This window comes from Rufibacter hautae, from assembly GCF_008271695.1.
Taxonomy (GTDB): domain Bacteria; phylum Bacteroidota; class Bacteroidia; order Cytophagales; family Hymenobacteraceae; genus Nibribacter; species Nibribacter hautae.
On the sequence record NZ_VKKY01000003.1, the window covers coordinates 136,757 to 153,372 of the forward strand.

10 protein-coding genes are annotated in these 16,616 nt (G+C 51.1%); 7 read left to right on the forward strand and 3 right to left on the reverse strand.

Annotation, left to right across the window (positions count from 1 at the left end):
- Positions 1–439 precede the first annotated feature (439 nt).
- On the reverse strand, positions 440–6,781 hold the full coding sequence (locus FOA19_RS17000) for a T9SS type A sorting domain-containing protein (RefSeq protein ID WP_149092062.1): 6,342 nt from the start codon (positions 6,779–6,781) through the stop codon (positions 440–442).
- A gap of 643 nt (positions 6,782–7,424) precedes the next feature.
- Between FOA19_RS17000 and FOA19_RS17005 the strand changes: the two genes are divergently transcribed.
- From FOA19_RS17005 to FOA19_RS17015, 3 genes are all read left to right on the forward strand, one after another.
- The gene (locus FOA19_RS17005) at positions 7,425–7,796 is read left to right on the forward strand and encodes a DMT family protein (protein ID WP_149092063.1); all 372 of its coding nucleotides are present in this window, start codon (positions 7,425–7,427) and stop codon (positions 7,794–7,796) included.
- 55 nt (positions 7,797–7,851) lie between these two features.
- Entirely contained in the window at positions 7,852–8,844 is a 993-nt protein-coding gene (locus FOA19_RS17010; protein ID WP_149092064.1) for an AAA family ATPase, read from the forward strand.
- Between the two features lie 283 nt (positions 8,845–9,127).
- A complete protein-coding gene (locus tag FOA19_RS17015) occupies positions 9,128–9,469 on the forward strand; it encodes a hypothetical protein (protein ID WP_149092065.1) in 342 nt (113 codons plus the stop codon).
- A gap of 230 nt (positions 9,470–9,699) precedes the next feature.
- On the opposite strand, the gene FOA19_RS17020 is transcribed toward FOA19_RS17015, so the two are convergent.
- A complete protein-coding gene (locus FOA19_RS17020; protein WP_149092066.1) occupies positions 9,700–11,034 on the reverse strand; it encodes a T9SS C-terminal target domain-containing protein in 1,335 nt (444 codons plus the stop codon).
- A gap of 52 nt (positions 11,035–11,086) precedes the next feature.
- Complete coding sequence (locus FOA19_RS17025) at positions 11,087–13,903, reverse strand: TonB-dependent receptor (RefSeq protein WP_149092067.1); 2,817 nt, start codon at positions 13,901–13,903, stop codon at positions 11,087–11,089.
- A 498-nt stretch (positions 13,904–14,401) separates the two neighbouring features.
- On the opposite strand from FOA19_RS17025, the gene FOA19_RS17030 reads away from it, so the two are divergent.
- The 4 genes from FOA19_RS17030 to FOA19_RS17045 all read left to right on the forward strand — a co-directional run bounded on the left by FOA19_RS17030 (position 14,402) and on the right by FOA19_RS17045 (position 16,572).
- The gene (locus FOA19_RS17030) at positions 14,402–15,043 is read left to right on the forward strand and encodes a heme exporter protein CcmB (RefSeq protein WP_149092068.1); all 642 of its coding nucleotides are present in this window, start codon (positions 14,402–14,404) and stop codon (positions 15,041–15,043) included.
- A gap of 32 nt (positions 15,044–15,075) precedes the next feature.
- The gene (gene ccsA, locus FOA19_RS17035; RefSeq protein WP_149092069.1) at positions 15,076–15,741 is read left to right on the forward strand and encodes a cytochrome c biogenesis protein CcsA; all 666 of its coding nucleotides are present in this window, start codon (positions 15,076–15,078) and stop codon (positions 15,739–15,741) included.
- The gene (locus FOA19_RS17040) at positions 15,728–16,006 is read left to right on the forward strand and encodes a CcmD family protein (RefSeq protein WP_149092070.1); all 279 of its coding nucleotides are present in this window, start codon (positions 15,728–15,730) and stop codon (positions 16,004–16,006) included. Before ccsA ends, FOA19_RS17040 begins: the two co-directional genes overlap by 14 nt.
- 140 nt (positions 16,007–16,146) lie before the next feature.
- Complete coding sequence (locus tag FOA19_RS17045) at positions 16,147–16,572, forward strand: cytochrome c maturation protein CcmE domain-containing protein (RefSeq protein WP_062543869.1); 426 nt, start codon at positions 16,147–16,149, stop codon at positions 16,570–16,572.
- The last annotated feature ends 44 nt before the right edge of the window (positions 16,573–16,616 follow it).

A 16,616-nucleotide genomic window follows, 5' to 3' on the forward strand; every position in this document is an offset into this window, starting at 1 on the left:
AAAATGAGGATGTTGAAGGTGGAGTTAGTCAAGCTTAAGAGAGGTGCTAAGCTGTAATTTCTTCTAAGATGTCTTCAGTAAAATACTTAGTAGGTGGGTGTCTCTTAGAAGGATAGGGGCAACCCCAATCAACTGCGTCTATGTATGTTGAATCTCTGGCGGCTGAAAAAGTAAATCGGAGTAGCTACTAAAACAAGTGCTACCTGGACGCCTTGTAGATTCCCAGGGACCCGGGAAGGATGAGTAAGAGACTGTAAATTGGAAGAATAAGAACTGATAGAAACCTAAGAATGGGAAGCATCCTTCACAGTTCCCTTTTTTGCCTCGTTTTTGGGAAATGGCCTTAAAAGGCAATAGACAATCAGATAGAGAGTCTATCAAATAAAAGAAGCGGCCCCTAAGGAGCCGCTTCTTTAAATCTATGGTTAAAGAAATCTGCTTATTGTTTCACTACTCTAGTGACAGTGTCTATCTCTGCTCCCTTTATTTTGAGGAGGTAAGTGCCCGCTGCAAACTTTGTCAGGTCAAGTGTTTGTACCGAGCCACCTTGCACTTCCTGGGTTTTCAGCAGGCGACTATCTAAGGCATATACACGAATGATTACTGTAGAACTTGACAACGAGGTCAGGTCCAGATGGGCCATATCCGTGGTTGGGTTCGGGTAGGCCTTCACCATCACCTGGGTGGCGGCTACTGCTTTGGTCTGCACCGCTACGGTTTTGCTGTACTCGAACTTGCCGTCATAATCTACCTGCTTGAGGCGGTAGTAGGCGGTGCCATTTAGGAACTTGCCGTCCAGGAAGCTGTAGTCCACGCGCACGTTGCTGTTGCCGTTCCCTTTCACCTGCCCGATGGCGCTGAAGTTTCTGCCATCCATGCTGCGCTCCACCTGGAAGAAGTCATTGTCTTTCTCGGCCGCCGTCGTCCAGTTCAGCAGCACGCCCTCTTTCTGCGCCTTGGCCGTGAAGCTGGTCAAAGTTACAGGCAGTGGCGTTATCACAGAGGCTGAGCGGTAAGAGTATTCCCCGTTGGTGGTTTGCAAGGAAGCAGCGCGTCCGCCGGTCTCTGTGTCAAATAGGTCCACCAAGCCGTCCTGGTCTGTATCATGGTGATACGCGCTACCCTTGGTGAGGTAAGCCGGAGAGCCGTTGGTAGAGGCCATCCATTTTGGAGTGCCTGAAGAATCTTTGTCTGAATTCACGTACCAACCTTTCTGGTTCACTTCTTCAAAGATCCGGGCTCGCTCCAGTAAATCATCCATCGCTACACCGTCATTATTGTCATCAAAGGCCTCTACATAGTCTGGGGTGAAATCACCGTCGCTGTCTCTATCAAGGTAATCGGGCTTGCTGTCTTTGTCAGTGTCTACCGGGGCAATGGCTTTTCCGCCAGTGGTAGCATCATAGCCATCTTTCATGCCGTCAAAATCACTGTCGGTGCCTAGGCCGTTCACAAAAGTAAGCGTCGCCTGAGCTTCGTACACATCCAGAATGCCGTCATCATCAGAATCTATATCCTGGAAGTCGGCGAAGCCGTCTTTGTCAGTATCTGGGTTGGGCAGGATGTTCTTGCCATTGGCGTCTAAGATAGCCAGCGGAATACCCTGTGCATTTACCACACCAGTAAAGGTCCCGGTCAATGAATTGTAGCCAGCTGGTGCTGTGCCGCCGTTTGCCTCAATGGCATTGGTGATACCGTCTCCATCAATGTCAATGTCGAATCCTCTGATTAAACCATCCAGATCCAGGTCAAAGGCATCATTGATATCGTCATGGTTTTTGTCCTGGAAGGCGCCATACACTGGGTGCGCAAAGTCCCTGTCTAGGTAATTGTAGTTTCCGTCGTTATCGGCATCCCCGGTGGGGTTCACCGCGCCTGGTTCCATGATCACCCCATCATTGTTATCGTCCAGGTCGTAGATATCGTCTATCCCGTCTTTATCCCAGTCACCGGAAATCTTGTAGGTAACAGTGTTCAATGAGATATTACCTTGTGCGTCGGAGGTCTCAATGGTGAGGGTATAGGAGCCTGGTACCAGATGAAATCTATAGTCTACTTCCAGGGTTCCGTCATGCTCCAGGCGTGTTCCGGCCGGTAAGGTGCCGTTCACGATCCTGGCGTTTTCAATCAGGCCATCTGGGTCTGTGAGCTCAATGATATGGTCACCGGTTTGAAACAGGAACATGTGCTTGTCTGTGTTAACCACCTTTGCAGTCGCTGGCCGGTCTTCTACGGTAAAGCTTACCACGGTACTGTTGTTGCCGTTAGGAGTTGTGCCACCAATAGGGTCAAATTCATTTTGGGCTGATTTGTAACCCAAACTATTGAGGGTACCCGTGGTAAGAGGCTCCACCAGGAAGGTAAACGTCTTTGTTTCACCAGCTCTCAGTTCTCCCACGGTCCAAACACCTTGGGCGTACATTGTGCCAATGTCTGCTTTCCCGCTGCCTGCTACCGGTCTTAAGCCGGCTCCCCCACTTGCGGAAACCGCTACGCCTGTAGCAGGGTCAGGTCCTGCGTTGGTAGCAGTAATGGTGACTTGGTATTGTCCTCCCACATAGTATGGGCCAGCTGCAATGGAACTTCCCAGAACAACATCGGCAGTCTTTTCAACCGTTATTTGGGCGGTAGCGGTATTGTTAGATGAATTGCTTTCATACTCATTCACTGCTTTCACCGAGGCTGTAGTGGTATAGGTGCTGCCAGAGGTTAGTTTCACGGTTAATTCTAAGGTCTGGGTAGAGCCCGCCAAGAGGTCTGTGCCCAATGTCCAGATACCTGAAGTGGCATCATAAATACCTACAGATGGGGTTGCGCTTACAAAAGTTAGGCCTGAAGGAAGCACATCTTCAATCTTTACGCCGGTAGCGGCATCTGTGCTGTTGTTCTTCACTGCTACCGTAAAGGTGGTGTTTTGCCCATTGTAGTAAGGGCCTGCAGCAGCGGTATTGGTTACCTGTAAGTCAGCTACGGGTACTACGTTGATCAGAGCTACTGCTTTGTTGTTTTCTAGGTTCAGGTCTTTCTGGTCTGCAGAAACAATTTCCCCGCCCAGGTTCAGACGGCCTGTGGTGTTAGGAATGCCTTTCACAACTAGTGTCATAGATTGGCCAGGCTCCAAGGCATCAATGATCCAATCGCCAGTGGCCGGGTTGTAGCCTTTGCCTGGCTCGGCATAGGTGATATTGATGGTGCCTGAACGGGTGTCAAGGCCTTTTAGGTTGGTGATTCTGTCTGGGCCGTTGTTTGTCACTGTTAAGGTGAAGGTAGCCTCCGTCACGCCTTTGTAGTAAACGCCATTCACATCTCCTGTAACAGTTATGCTTACGGAGGCATCGGCTGCCTTTTGTACCGTAAAGGTGCTAGAGGCAGAGTTGTTGTCTGGGTTACCGTCGTATTCGTTCTCGGTCCGTTTGACAGCGGTGAAGGTGTAGGCTTTGCTGGCAGTTGTGGAATTGTCCACGTTGGGCACTACCACCAGGTTCATGCCGGTGAAACTGCCCGCGGCGAGGTTGTCCAAATTCCAGATGCCGGTAGCTGCGTCATAGGTGCCGGCCTTAGGAGCGGCGCTTAATAAGGTGAAACCAGCGGGCACTAATGCGTCGATGGAAACTCCTGTAGCAGCATCAGGACCGGTGTTGTCTACCCGTACGCCTAATGTAAGTTGTTTACCTGTGTAATAGGGCCCTGCAGACATGCCGGTGGTTACTTTGATGTCGGCTGTAATGGTTCCAGTACCCGAGGTGATGGAGTTAGAGGCGCTGTTGTTGCCGTTGGTGTTGTCGTACTCGGTATGGGTTTGAGTAGCGGTGGTCGTGATGATCGCGCTTTGGTTTACCTTGGCTACTAACGTAAGCGTGGCAGAGGCTCCGTTGGCTAAAGTACCCACCGACCAGGTGCCTGCTGAGGCATCATAGGTTCCGGTGCCGCTGGAGTTGGTGGCGCTCACAAACGTCAGGGTAGCGGGAAGCTTGTCTGTCACTACTACATTGGTGGCGGCGCTTGGTCCGTTGTTGCTCACCGTAACGGTGTAGGATACTTCATCGCCGTTGGTGTAGGTTTGCTTGGTGGGCGAGGTAATCACGTTGGTCACCGCCACATCTGCGGTTGCCCTAACAGTGATGGTGCTGCTGGCCGTGTTGTTGCTGCTCTGCCCGTCATATTCTGTGTGCGACTGGGTGGAGGTAACGGTTAAGGCACCTATGGCTGCAGGTTTTGCCGTGAGTGTCAGCGTCTGAGAGCCGTTCGTAACGATGGTTCCCACCGACCAGGTGCCAGAAGCCGCATTAAAAGTGCCGGAACTTGCAGAAGATCCAATGATGGTCAATCCGGCTGGTAATTGGTTCGCTACCGAAACGTTAGTGGCGTTGTTTGGACCTTTGTTCACCGCCTGGATGGTGTACGTAACCGTTTCGCCCTGGGCAGGAGTAAGATTGGATACCACGCTGGTTACCGCAATATCTGCCGCCGGCGCTACCGTGATGGTATTGGAAGAGGTGTTATTGCTGCCGTTGGTGTCAAGTTCGTAACCGGTGCGGCTACCCAGGGTGGCAGTACTAGTATAGGTGCCGATTTTGGTAACCTGCGCCTGAAGCGTGATGGTTTTGGTTTCATTCAAGGCTAAATTCCCCACCGTCCAGATACCGGTAGAGGCATCAAAACCAGCAGATGCTGCGGTATTCAGCGGTACAAAGCCCTCGGGCAGGTTCGTGGAGACCGCTACCCCGGTGGCTGCATTAGGACCCAGGTTCTTGGCGGTCATGGTATAGGTGACAATCTCGCCATTGCTATAGGTTGATTTGTCTGAGGAATTCAGCACTTGGATGTCCGCAGAAGGCTGTACCTGAATAGTGGCCGTGGCGCTGTTGTTAGAAGAGACGTTGTCGGCTTCGGTATGGGTTTGGGAAGCAGTGGTAGAAATGGTGCCTGCCGCCAAGGGTTTAACCGTAATGGTAAGAGTCTTGGAGGCGCCAACCGCCAAAGTTCCTACGTTCCAGGCGCCGGTGCTGCTGTTGTAAGCCGCATCTGACGCGCTGATGAACTGAAGGAGCGAAGCGTCCAGTTTATCTGTCACGATCACGTTGGTAGCTGGCAGCGGACCATTGTTAGTTGCTGTAACGGTGTAGGTGAATTCTTTTCCCACACCAAAGGGTGCAGGAGAAGTCGTGTTGGTAACCGCTACATCTGCGCTGCAGTCATAGGTAAAGGTGGTGGACTGCTGGCTGGAAGACGTGTAGCCGTAAGTCCAGGTGTTCACGGTTTTCAAGTCTCCGGCCGTGGTGGTGGCAGAACCCCAGGTGTGTACGCCGGTGCTGGAAACAGCCCCGAAGAGCTCTGAGCGGGAAGGGAAGGAGGTTGTCGGGAGGTTGCTGTCATCCCAGAAAAGCAGTGAATAATCACCGGCAGTGGTGCCGGGAGCGAGCGGCCGTACATCCATCACCCTGAAGCCATCATTCCATTCCGCGTCCCATACCGGGAAGTTCACCGGCATGCTACCGTTCCTGAAGAAATAGTTAAGGGTGGTGTTTTTGGCCACAGGCTGCCCCTGGCCATTTAAGCCATTCCATTCCACAGACCGAGCTCCCCTGGCGCCGGAAGATTCCAGTAGCACGTCGGTGCCGTTGGTTTGGTAACCGGGGGTGCCGTCCAGGTTGATGAGGACGAGGAAAGTACTGCGCTCTGTGGTGTTGAGGTTGAACAAGGTCTTGCCGCCGCCAGTGGTGGTATTACAGCTAGAGGCCAGGCTCACAGAGAAGGTAGGAGCGGTGGCGCTGGGCCAGATGGTAGGGTCTGGGTCGTTTACAAAGTTGAAGTACTCTGGGTAATCGGTTTGGCTCGTCTGGCTTTTCCGTCTCTCGCTGGCGGAGGCTCCAGCCGTGGTGTTGGACCCGAAGCTGTTGGTTACGAAACGGAAGAAGTTCTGAGGCGCAATGCCAGCCAGTTCAATCTTTTTCACGAAGAATTTTCCGCTTTGGTCTTCGCTCGGGATTAGGGGAAATAAGTTAAAATCCTTAGAGAAAACGTTGGCGGTGCCGCCCGCCGAGAAAGACCACAGTTTGCTACGCATCCGGCCTTGTCTTTCGGTACCGGTAGCGTCTATCACTGTGAAATCCCAAAGGTCATACACCGAAAAACGCCGTCCGTCATCGGTCCAGGAAGTTTCCCCTGCCTGGGTGAATTCTACATAGTAGTCATAATCTTCTGTGGTGCTGTTAGTGATAGACAAAGGCGAGTAACCATTGGTGACAGCCGGTTTTCCCCCAAGGGCGGGTCTGTTAGGGCCATTCTCCGCTTCAGTGGCATTGTCTATGACCCCGCTCTGGTTTGCCACCAAGAGCATATCTCTGGTAGAACTGGTATTTGCCCTTAAAACAGAAGACGAAGAATAACTTGCGTCATCAACGCCAGTGATCGCGTTGGTGCGGCGCAAAGTAATAGTTAAGTCTGTCTGGTTGGCCGAGGTTTGGTCATGTATGGCGCGGTGCACCCCATAATAAAGCGTTTCGCCGGCTTTCACTCTTATGTACAGCCGGTGGTCTTTGGAGTAAGTAGCGCCGTTGCGGCTGAACCCAGCCGGTTTCAGGAAGCTGAGCGAGGTGATGGCCACGCCTGAGGCGCTGGGTAAGTTGGCATCATGCGCTAAGTAGCCGACCTTGTCATTAAGGGGACTGGTAAGGGCGGAAGATGATTTGTTGGGGGTAAGCTGCTTTGATCCTTCGGCAAACAGGGTAAAAGGAAGGATGATAAAAGCAAAAACCAGGAGGCGTAAAGTTTGTGCCATAAAGGGGGACTTAATTTGGATAATCTAAGGGCTTTTTTTGTCTGAAGGACTATTTAAAACTTAATAAAACCAATATTGTCTTAAGGCTATGTTTTTCTCTTTTATAATCACGCTTCAAAATTATGCAATTTTATCCAGCCTGTTTCTGTATTCGATAAAATACCTTTTTTTGTCGATGAACTGACCTGTAACTAGTTATGAATGGCTTAAACGTAGTTTAAAGGCTGTTTTTGGGTAGTTAAATTTGCCTATTTTGTTGGTCTTTGCTGCCAAATAATTTCTAATTTAAGAAATAGTTTGCTTGTAGTATTTTATTATAATTGGAATAATGATAAATAAATAAGGTTGTGCTATAATTTATTTAATTGTATATTTAGTAAAGTAAATTGTTTTAATTAGATATTGTTTTTTATTAAACTAAGGCGTGTTTAAGCAAATAGTTAATAAGAACCTCCAGGCAGATGTGTAGTACTTCAGAAGGGATAGTTGAAATTTTTGTTTCGGGGGCGTTTTTAGAAAACAGGCATTAAACCGTTTATTGTGAGCATGGCGGCTGGAAAAGCTTTAGGCAGCCGTCTACTGGTTATTCCTGGAGTTACTTCTTTTAATCCTGCCGTTTTAAAGCCGTTTTAAGTAAAACCATATGAAAGCCTTCTATACCATCTTCCTGCTGTGTTTGTCTAATCTCTTTATGACCTTTGCCTGGTATGGGCACTTATACTTTAAAAGATTCACGGCGCTGCAGAAACTGGGTTTGGTGAGCGTTATACTCATCAGTTGGGGATTGGCGTTCTTTGAGTACATATTTCAGGTACCGGCCAACAAGCTGGGGTACCGTGAGAACGGCGGGCCTTTCTCCCTCTTTGAGCTCAAGACCCTGCAAGAGGTTATTTCCCTGTCTGTTTTCACGCTGGTGACGGTGTATGTGTTTAAATCAGAGAAGCTGGCGTGGAACCATTTGGTGGGATTTGCCCTGTTGGTACTGGCGGTTTTCTTTGTCTTTAAGAAATGGTAGACCAAGAGTGTCCCACAGAATGGTTACCTTAGCCGATTAGTAATTAAAAGTGTAGATGCAGACCGAAGAACTCTCATATCAGGAAAAGATTCGCGAACACCAGCTGAAGATAAAGCAGGTGTTCAGGGAGATGAGCAAGGTGGTGGTGGGCCAGCAATACATGGTGAACCGACTACTCATTGGCCTGTTCACGAACGGGCACATCTTGCTGGAAGGCGTGCCGGGTCTGGCCAAGACGTTGACTATCAATACGCTGGCCAAGGTGCTGCACCTCAATTTTCAGCGCATTCAGTTTACCCCAGACTTACTGCCCTCAGATTTGGTGGGCACCATGATCTATAACCAAAGCTCTTCGGCGTTTGAGGTAAAGAAAGGACCTATCTTCGCTAACCTGATCCTGGCAGATGAGGTGAACCGCTCGCCTGCCAAGGTGCAGTCAGCGTTGCTGGAGGCCATGCAGGAAAAGCAGGTGACCATCGGCGAGAAGACGTATCGGCTGGATTTGCCCTTCCTGGTGCTGGCCACTCAAAACCCGGTAGAGCAGGAGGGAACCTATCCGCTGCCCGAGGCCCAGGTAGACCGTTTCATGATGAAAGTCTACGTGGACTACCTCTCCAAAGCCGATGAACTGGAGGTGATGCGCCGCATGTCTAATTTGTCCTACAGCAGCACGGTCAACACCATCCTCACAAAGCAGGACATCTTCGACATCCGGAACGAGATCAACCAGGTGCAGATCTCCGAGACCCTGGAGCGCTACATCATCGAGCTGGTCTTCGCCACCCGCCGTCCGGGCGATTATGATCTTACCGATTTTGCCCAGTACCTGCAGTTCGGGGTTTCGCCGCGGGCCAGCATCGCACTGAACTTGGCCGCAAAAGCCGTGGCTTTCTTTGACGAGCGCGACTATGTACTCCCTGAAGACATCAAAGAAATCGCTTCAGACGTGCTGAGTCACCGCGTGATCCTGAATTATGAGGCCGAGGCCGATAATGTGCAGACGAAGGATTTTGTGGAGGCTATTCTGCGCAAGGTGCCCATCAGTTAAGAACTAAGTTATTCATGAATAAAGGAAGGCAGTCTGAGAAGATTGCCTTTTCTGTTTCGGGCCTGTTTTCATGAAACCGGCTATAAAACAGCCCTGAATCTATTTATCGGGGTAAAGAGGGTGTTCAACCTGTGTTTTGCTGATTTTTAGAAATGAGGGGGCCGGCTGGTCGGCAGAATGAGTAGCTTAAACTTTGGTTTTAGGAGGTTGGCCTAATTTGGAAAATCCATCTAGGGATGACTGCTACTTTTGCGTCAGAAAAACGAACAGCAGTCTTTTACCAGTGAAAACCTTAGTCCTCATCTTCGCCCTTATTTTATCATTCTCGGCCATCTCCTCGGCAGATTCCTTTACTAAAAAGAAAAACGGGCTTAAAACAGGAATGCGTGCGCTGCACACCAAGCTCAAATTAAGCGAGACACAGTTTGTAAAACTCAAGAGCCTGGAGAAGGAGAGGCTACGGGAAATGATAGAAGTGCAGCACATCACGTCGGGTACCCGGTTGGAGACGTTGAATGCCGAGATCAATAGCCGCTATGAAGAGGCCGTACTGCAGCACCTTACGCCGGTACAGCAGAAGAGATACCTCGTTTACAAATACAAAGGCGCTGCCAAAAGAAACTAAACCTTTACCTAACCCTTTATTAATTATTGCCCCGCGCTTCATTAACAAACAGAAACAGAACGGGCCTCCAGTGGAGGCCCGTTCTGTTTCTGTTCTTTCTCTCATGAAAGATAAAGCCCGCCATCTCTGGCGGGCCCCCTGCGCCTGGGAGACTAAGCCACGCGCAAAGTGATTGTACCACCTCTATTTCTCACCCATATTGATGGCCAATCTTGTCTTAAAAATCTTGATTAATAATCTGTGTTTTGTGGGTCCCAGTTGGTCCAGCCGGCAGTCCAGTCAGTGGTACCGAAGGCTCCGATGTAGTTCGTGGTCTCAAAGCCGTTGATTCCGGCAAAAGATGCGCCAGTCAGCACCATAGAACCAGTCTGTGGCAGGTAAGGAGCAGTAGTAGCTAAACCAAGTTGGTTCAGGGCTTTGATGCTGTTGCCGTTGGTGGTGGTGTTAAACCAGGTGGTGGCGTTGAATTCTGACGTAGAAGAAGAGGCCTTGTTGATGGCGGTGTTCTCGCCGGCACCCGCTACTACGGTGTTCATGATCTTGAGGCCGCCGTTCTGGGCGTAGCCTTCTACCACAGAGCCATCTAAGGTGATGCCTTTGGCATAGTTGCTGATGATAGAGTTACGGATAGAAAGGCTGGTTCCTTTTTTCAGGTGTGCGCCTTGGCCAAACTGAGCGTTGGCTGCGATGTTGCTGCCTGGGCCTGCAATGGTCACGTTAGAGAAAGTGGCGGTGGTCAATGGAGTTCTGGTTGAACCGTTACCGTCATTGTCAGACTCAAAACCATTAGAAGCACCACCGGTGGCAACGTCCCACATGTTGGGGTCACTGATGCCTAAGGCATACTGCACTCTGCCGCTGTACCCAAAGTCAGTGTCAAACATGTCATCGGTGTTTCTGTAAGCCACCAGGTGTGTAGCATTCACCGTGCCGCCGAACCACTCAAAAGCATCGTCACCGCCAAAAGAAACTTGTACGTGGTCAATCTTGGTGCCTGAACCTACCGAGCCCATGGTGAGGCCGTTCAATTCTCTGTTAGGCTGCAGCGGATAACCGGCGAACTCAATGCGCACGTAACTGAAAACCCCTGAGTTGTCAGCATCTTCAGTGCCACCGTAGTAAGCCACCGGACCGCCTTCTACCACTGGATCCTGCGCTTGGTTGTGCTTGGCTTTCCCCAAGATTACCACTCCGCCCCAGTCACCAGCTCCGCGGCTTCCTTTGGCTTGGTTTGAAGTAAACACAATTGGTTTCTCAACGGTACCCTGGGCCATGATCTTGGCGCCCCGCTGGATCAAGAGCGTTCCTTGGGTGGCTTTCTCGCCTTTGATGATGGTACCTGGTTCTATGGTTAAGGTAGCGTTGTTGTCTACATACACAAAGCCTTTCAAGGTGTAAACGGTATCGGCATCCAGGGTTCTGTTCGCGGAGATGGTGCCTTGCAAGTTTGCGTTGCCTTTCACGGTAGGGGTGGGAGTGTCATCGTCCTCGCTGTCAGAGCAAGAGGTGAAACCCAATGCCAAACCGGCCAAAAGCATTAATGATAATTTACCTAAGTCTTTCATACTTGTTTTCTGAAAAGTGTTTGATTGGAGTTATTGAAAGGTAAGTTGTTGATTAGAAGGTGTACCCTAAGGTCACAGTGCTGTACATGCCTCTGTTGAAGAGATAGATAGGAAGGTCTGCAGAGCCAATCTCGCCATCTTGGTTGGTGTCTTCCTTGAAGCGGAATTTCTGGTTGAACAAGTCGGTCACACCTGCTTTCACCTGCATTCTGTTCTTAAAGTTCTTGGTGAGGGTCACATCCACCACGTGGCGGGGCAGTTCATAGATAGTAGGGTTCAGTTCATCACCTACGCGGTAGATTCTGGTGCCCAGTACATTGTACATGACAGAGTATTGCCAACCGGTTTCTTCGTCTTGGTAGTAAAGGCCCGTGTTCACGATGAAGGGTGACTGTCCCATCATAGGTCTGTCAGTTGCCTCTCCAGAGGCTTGGTCTCCCAGGGTAACCCGGCTGTGGATGAGGGAGGCATTCAGGACCAGCGAGTGGTTCTGGAGGAACTTACTTCCAGCCAGTTCTCTGAACGATTTACGGGCCTCGGCCTCAATGCCTACGCTGTTGGCATATTTCCCATTCACGAAGGTGTAGTTGGTGCCGCTGCCAGCCTCCAGTTTGGTTTCAATGGGGTTGATGAACCGTTTGTAGAAAACTCCCAGTGAGAGCAGTTCTGCGGAGGATGGGTAGAATTCATAGCGCATGTCCACGTTGTGGATGGTGGCGGTCTTCAGTTCATTGTTACCGCGTACCGATGCGTTCTCGTTGAAGTCATAGAAGCTGAAACGGGCTTGCTCTCTGAACTCTGGGCGGTTCACGGTCATGCCGTAGGCTAGGCGCAACAGGGAACGGGTGCTGAAGTTGTAGGCCACGTTCACCGATGGCAGCAGGTAAAGCTTTTTGTCGTCAACCTCGTAAGTGCCAGACTGGTCAGCGGTGGTTACCTGGCGCCAGTTGTACTCGGCACGAACCCCACCGTAGAAGTTAACCTTGTTGAAGAACTGCTTGGAGATGCCAACATAACCAGCGCCCAGCGTGTTGGAAGCATCGTATCTGTCAGCAATGGTGGTTCCTTCGTCAAAGATCAATCCGTTAGGGAAGGAGATGTTGCCCGGGGCGAAGATCTGCTCCAACGGCTGGTTCAGGATAGATTCATCGGTTCTGCCTCCGCCAATGCCGGCGTTCCGCTTATAGTTGAGGGTACGGGCTTTGAAGTCACGGTCTTTCCGCTCGGCGTAGAACCCGATGTTCAGTTTTGGGGCATTCTCCGCATCAGCGGAATCAGCGGCGTTGAAGAGGTGCTGCCACTGGCCTTCGGCGATGTAGGTGGTCTCATTCAGGTCAGAGAAGAAGCGAGCGGCATCGTAAGGCGTAGACAAGGTGGAAACCTGTACCTGGAAGGGACCCTCAGACCCGGCATCGCGTTGGGTGCGTACTCTTCTTAAATCTGGTTCCTGGCGGTTGATGAAGTTGTAGCCCGCGGACCAGGTGAAGGTGTTCTTCTGGTCTGGGGTGGAGTGGGTGCCTTGCAACTGGCCGGTGTAGATGCTGCGGCTCTCGTAGCGCAGGGCGTAGTTCTGCTCTTCTTTCACGGTGCCGCTCTCATAATTGAAACCTTGGCGTACGGTGGTTTGGGAAATCCCGATCTGGTTGAAGAGGTTCCGGAATTCTATCTTGTTGTTCTCATTTAGGCGAAGCGAGAAGTTCTGCAGTAAACCCACCCGCACCGTGTTGCCAGACAGTTGGTCTGTGTAGCTCCAGTTGGTGTCCACGTCGCCGTTGCCCTGTTGCTGCTGGTAATCATTCCGGATGGTGTTTTGGCGCAGACGTGAGTTGCTGTAGGTCACAGCGGTGATGCTGGAAACCCGGTTGCCGGCTACGTCAAACACGCGGTTCAGCCCGAAATTCATGCGCATGTCTGGGGCGGCCGTGGCTTTCTCTGGTCTCCAGGTGTTGGGTAGGTCCATGTTCTGGCCGTACTGGGCACGCTCGGCGTAGCTTAGGCTCTGGAACCTGGCCGTGGAAGGAAAGTTGCCAGGCAATTGGCGGGTGCCGCTGTCAAAACCCAGGAAATCGGTCTTGCTGCCTTTGTAAGTGTAATAACTGTCGCTGAAAGTGGTGCCGGTGCGGTAGCCAGTGCCAATGCTGAACGACGCGCTGTTCTCAGTCACAGCGTTTCTGGTGGTTACTTTGATGGCCCCACCAGCGAAATCTCCGGGTAGTTCGGGGGCCGGTGACTTATAGATCAAGATGCGGTCTATAACGCTGGTGGGCAGGACATCAAAAGAAAAGGCGCGCACGTCTACCTCAGAGCTGGGGGTGAGCACGTTGTTCAGCATCACAGAGTTGTAACGCTCGCTCAAGCCCCGCACAATAATGAAACGGTTATCCTGGATAGTAACACCGGGGATTCTGCGTACGGCCTCAGCGGCATCACGGTCCTGAGCCTTCACAATCTGCTCATTAGACATGCCGCTCACCACAATGTTGCTCTGCTTGATGTCTTTGATGAGGGAGATGTCATTGTTCACCTGGCGCTCGGCTACCACGGTGACTTCGCCCAGGCTGTGGGCATCGTCTTCCAGGGAGGAGTTGAGGGTGGTGGTCTTGCCCGCTTCTATGGTCACGCTCTCCAGCGTCAGCGGTTTATAAGAAACATAGGTAATGGTGACTTTATAGGTGCCCGGGGCCAACGAAAGGGAATAGTTGCCCTCCAGGTCAGTGGCGGCTACGTTGGAAGTAGTAGCCGAAACCGTAGCGCCGATAATGGCTTCGCCGGTTTTCTTGTCTTTTACTTTTCCGGTGAGGGTTCCTGTTTGCGCAAAGCCTGCGAGGGCCGTGCAGATAAAAGAGAGGGTGAGTAAAAACGATCTCATTTGGTTAGTATTAGTCTCACTGCAAAAGTAGAGCGACCACTTTACCCCATGATTATCCCGATATTACCCTATCGTTAAGTTGGAATAGTGAATGTTAAGCCGAGGTTAACGAACCTGCTTTTCTGGTTCCTGAACAGTTCTGCAAGTGCAGATTAGCCGTTTTAGGCCTCTTTTCTGAAAAACAAAGGCGAAACGCAAAAGCCTGCCGCTATAAAAGCGCTGGGTATTGGCGGCGCCCAAAGGTTCTGGACCGGTGCAGATTCCTCGGTTCAGAAAAAGGATCAGGCGAGGCAAAGCGAAGGCAACGGATCGGAGCGTAGGCCTCGTTCTGGGGAAGGAGGTAACCGTTTGCGTTTCAGGTCTGATTTCCTGAAAGTAACTCCAAAACCACCCGCTGCGCACGTGAATAATGACGGAAATCATCCGTCAGCATTCATTTGTGTTGTACCTTTGTGGAAAAGTTAAGAAGAAGTGCTGCTGAAAGAGGTTATTTACCTGATGCAAAAGGATTTTGTGCTGGAATGGCGGCAAAAGTATGCGTTCAACGGCATGCTGCTGTACGTGGGAAGCACGGTTTTCATTTGCTACCTCAGTTTCAGCTTGCGCTTCGGAGGGCTGGAGGTGCCGGTCTGGAATGCCTTGTACTGGATTATTCTGCTGTTCACCGCGGTGAATGCCATTGCCAAGGGTTTTGCCCAGGAAAGCCGCGGACGGCTACTCTATTATTATAGTGTGGTGAGTCCGCAGGGTGTGATTCTGGCGAAGATGATCTACAACGCGGCGCTCATGTTGGTGCTGTCGCTGCTGTGTTTCGGGTTCTACGCCATCGTGATTGGGAATCCGGTGCAGGACGTGGGGATGTTCCTGGTGACGATTGTCTTAGGAGCGATTGGGTTTGCCTCGTCGCTGACCATGATCTCGGGCATCGCGGCCAAGGCGGCGAACACGGGAACGCTGATGGCGGTGCTGAGTTTCCCGGTGATGGTGCCCATGCTGCTCATGCTCATGAAGATGTCCAAAAACGCCATTGACGGGCTGGACCCGTCGGTGAGTCTGGACGAGGCGCTGGTATTGCTGGCGATTAATATGATTGTGGTAACCGTGTCTTACATCCTGTTCCCGTACCTGTGGCGCAGTTAAGGCCCGTAAATAAAAAACAAAGTCAAAAACGAATGAAACTAACCTGGTGGAAATGGCTGACGATCGCCTTGCTGCTGTACACAGTGGTAATGGGTATGCTGAGCGAGGTGCCCCGTCTGGCTATTCTCAATGAAACCATCCGGAACCTGTACTTCCACGTGCCCATGTGGTTCGGGATGATCCTGATTCTGCTGGTATCGGTGGTGTATTCCATTAAGTACCTCAGAAATCCGCTTTCCCGGAATGATATCATTGCTTATGAATCGGCGAAGGTGGGCATCCTGTTCGGGGTGCTGGGCATTGTCACAGGCATGGAGTGGGCACGTTTCACGTGGGGCGAATTCTGGAGCAACGATCCCAAGCAGAACGCCTCGGCCATTGGGCTGCTAATTTACTTCGCCTATCTTATTCTGCGGGGTTCTTTTCAGGATCATCAGCAGCGCGCGCGCATCAGCGCCGTGTACAACATCTTCGCGTTTGCGGCGCTTATTCCGCTTTTGTTCATCCTGCCGCGCCTCACAGATTCTCTGCACCCGGGCAACGGCGGAAACCCTGGTTTCAACTCCTATGACCTGGACAGCCGCTTAAGGGCTGTGTTTTATCCGGCGGTCATTGGCTGGACCCTGCTGGGAGTGTGGGTGGTGCACCTGCGCACCCGTTTAGAAGTTTTAAAGCAACGATTCTATGAAAATGCATAAATGGCTCCTGGTGCTGCTCCTGACGTGGGCGGCTGGTTTCTCAATGCCTGCTATGGCGCAAAACGCAAATGAGGGAGGTTCTACCATAGAGTACACGTCCCAGGACAAAACGGCATCTGACCCCGAGATGGCCGATGTCATGCGCCGTGACGGCAAGATCTACATTGTGGTGGCGGTGCTGGTGAGCGTGTTGCTGGGCATTCTGCTGTACCTCATTGGTTTGGACAAAAAGATCACCAAACTGGAGCGCGAGCTTCGGCAATAAAACCGTTTAGAGGGTGTTTTACCTAAAGCAGGCCCTAAACGCAACGTGTTCGTTCCATGCAGAAAAGCGCTTGAGACGGATTTAATTTTAAATAAGTGTTGTTAAAGAGGCGGGCAGAACTCGCCTATTCTTGAATAACCATGAAAAGAATACACATCATCGGGATTTTAGTGATTGCGGTGGCCATCATGATCATCATGTCAACGGCCTCAGACGCCAGTGTTTACGTGCCGTTCTCCGAGGCGCAGGCCCGTGCCAAGGACGGTGATGACACCAAAGTGCACGTGGTGGGCCGTCTGAAGAAAGACGCCAAAGGCCACATTGTAGGCATGAAGTATGACCCCACGCTGGACCCTAACTACTTCTCCTTCGTGCTGGTGGATACCAATCGTGTGGAGCAGCAGGTAGTGTACTACAGCCCCAAACCCCAGGATTTTGACCGCTCTGAGCAGGTGGTGATTACCGGCAACATGAAAGAGAATGTCTTCGTGGCCGATAAGATTTTGCTCAAATGCCCTTCTAAGTACACCGAAAACGAGGTGAAGGTAGAAACGGCAAGCCTATAAATTAGTTCTGAGTCTTGCGTTCTGAGTCTTAAGTGAAATCATTT

What these genes read in the sequence shown, in the direction of transcription:
- FOA19_RS17005 (WP_149092063.1), top strand. Translation starts at nt 7,425, where the DNA reads ATGAAAGCCTTCTATACCATCTTCCTGCTGTGTTTGTCTAATCTCTTT.
- FOA19_RS17045 (WP_062543869.1), top strand. Translation starts at nt 16,147, where the DNA reads ATGAAAAGAATACACATCATCGGGATTTTAGTGATTGCGGTGGCCATC.
- FOA19_RS17025 (WP_149092067.1), bottom strand. Translation starts at nt 13,903, where the DNA reads ATGAGATCGTTTTTACTCACCCTCTCTTTTATCTGCACGGCCCTCGCA.
- ccsA (WP_149092069.1), top strand. Translation starts at nt 15,076, where the DNA reads ATGAAACTAACCTGGTGGAAATGGCTGACGATCGCCTTGCTGCTGTAC.
- FOA19_RS17000 (WP_149092062.1), bottom strand. Translation starts at nt 6,781, where the DNA reads ATGGCACAAACTTTACGCCTCCTGGTTTTTGCTTTTATCATCCTTCCT.
- FOA19_RS17020 (WP_149092066.1), bottom strand. Translation starts at nt 11,034, where the DNA reads ATGAAAGACTTAGGTAAATTATCATTAATGCTTTTGGCCGGTTTGGCA.
- FOA19_RS17010 (WP_149092064.1), top strand. Translation starts at nt 7,852, where the DNA reads ATGCAGACCGAAGAACTCTCATATCAGGAAAAGATTCGCGAACACCAG.
- FOA19_RS17040 (WP_149092070.1), top strand. Translation starts at nt 15,728, where the DNA reads ATGAAAATGCATAAATGGCTCCTGGTGCTGCTCCTGACGTGGGCGGCT.
- FOA19_RS17030 (WP_149092068.1), top strand. Translation starts at nt 14,402, where the DNA reads ATGCAAAAGGATTTTGTGCTGGAATGGCGGCAAAAGTATGCGTTCAAC.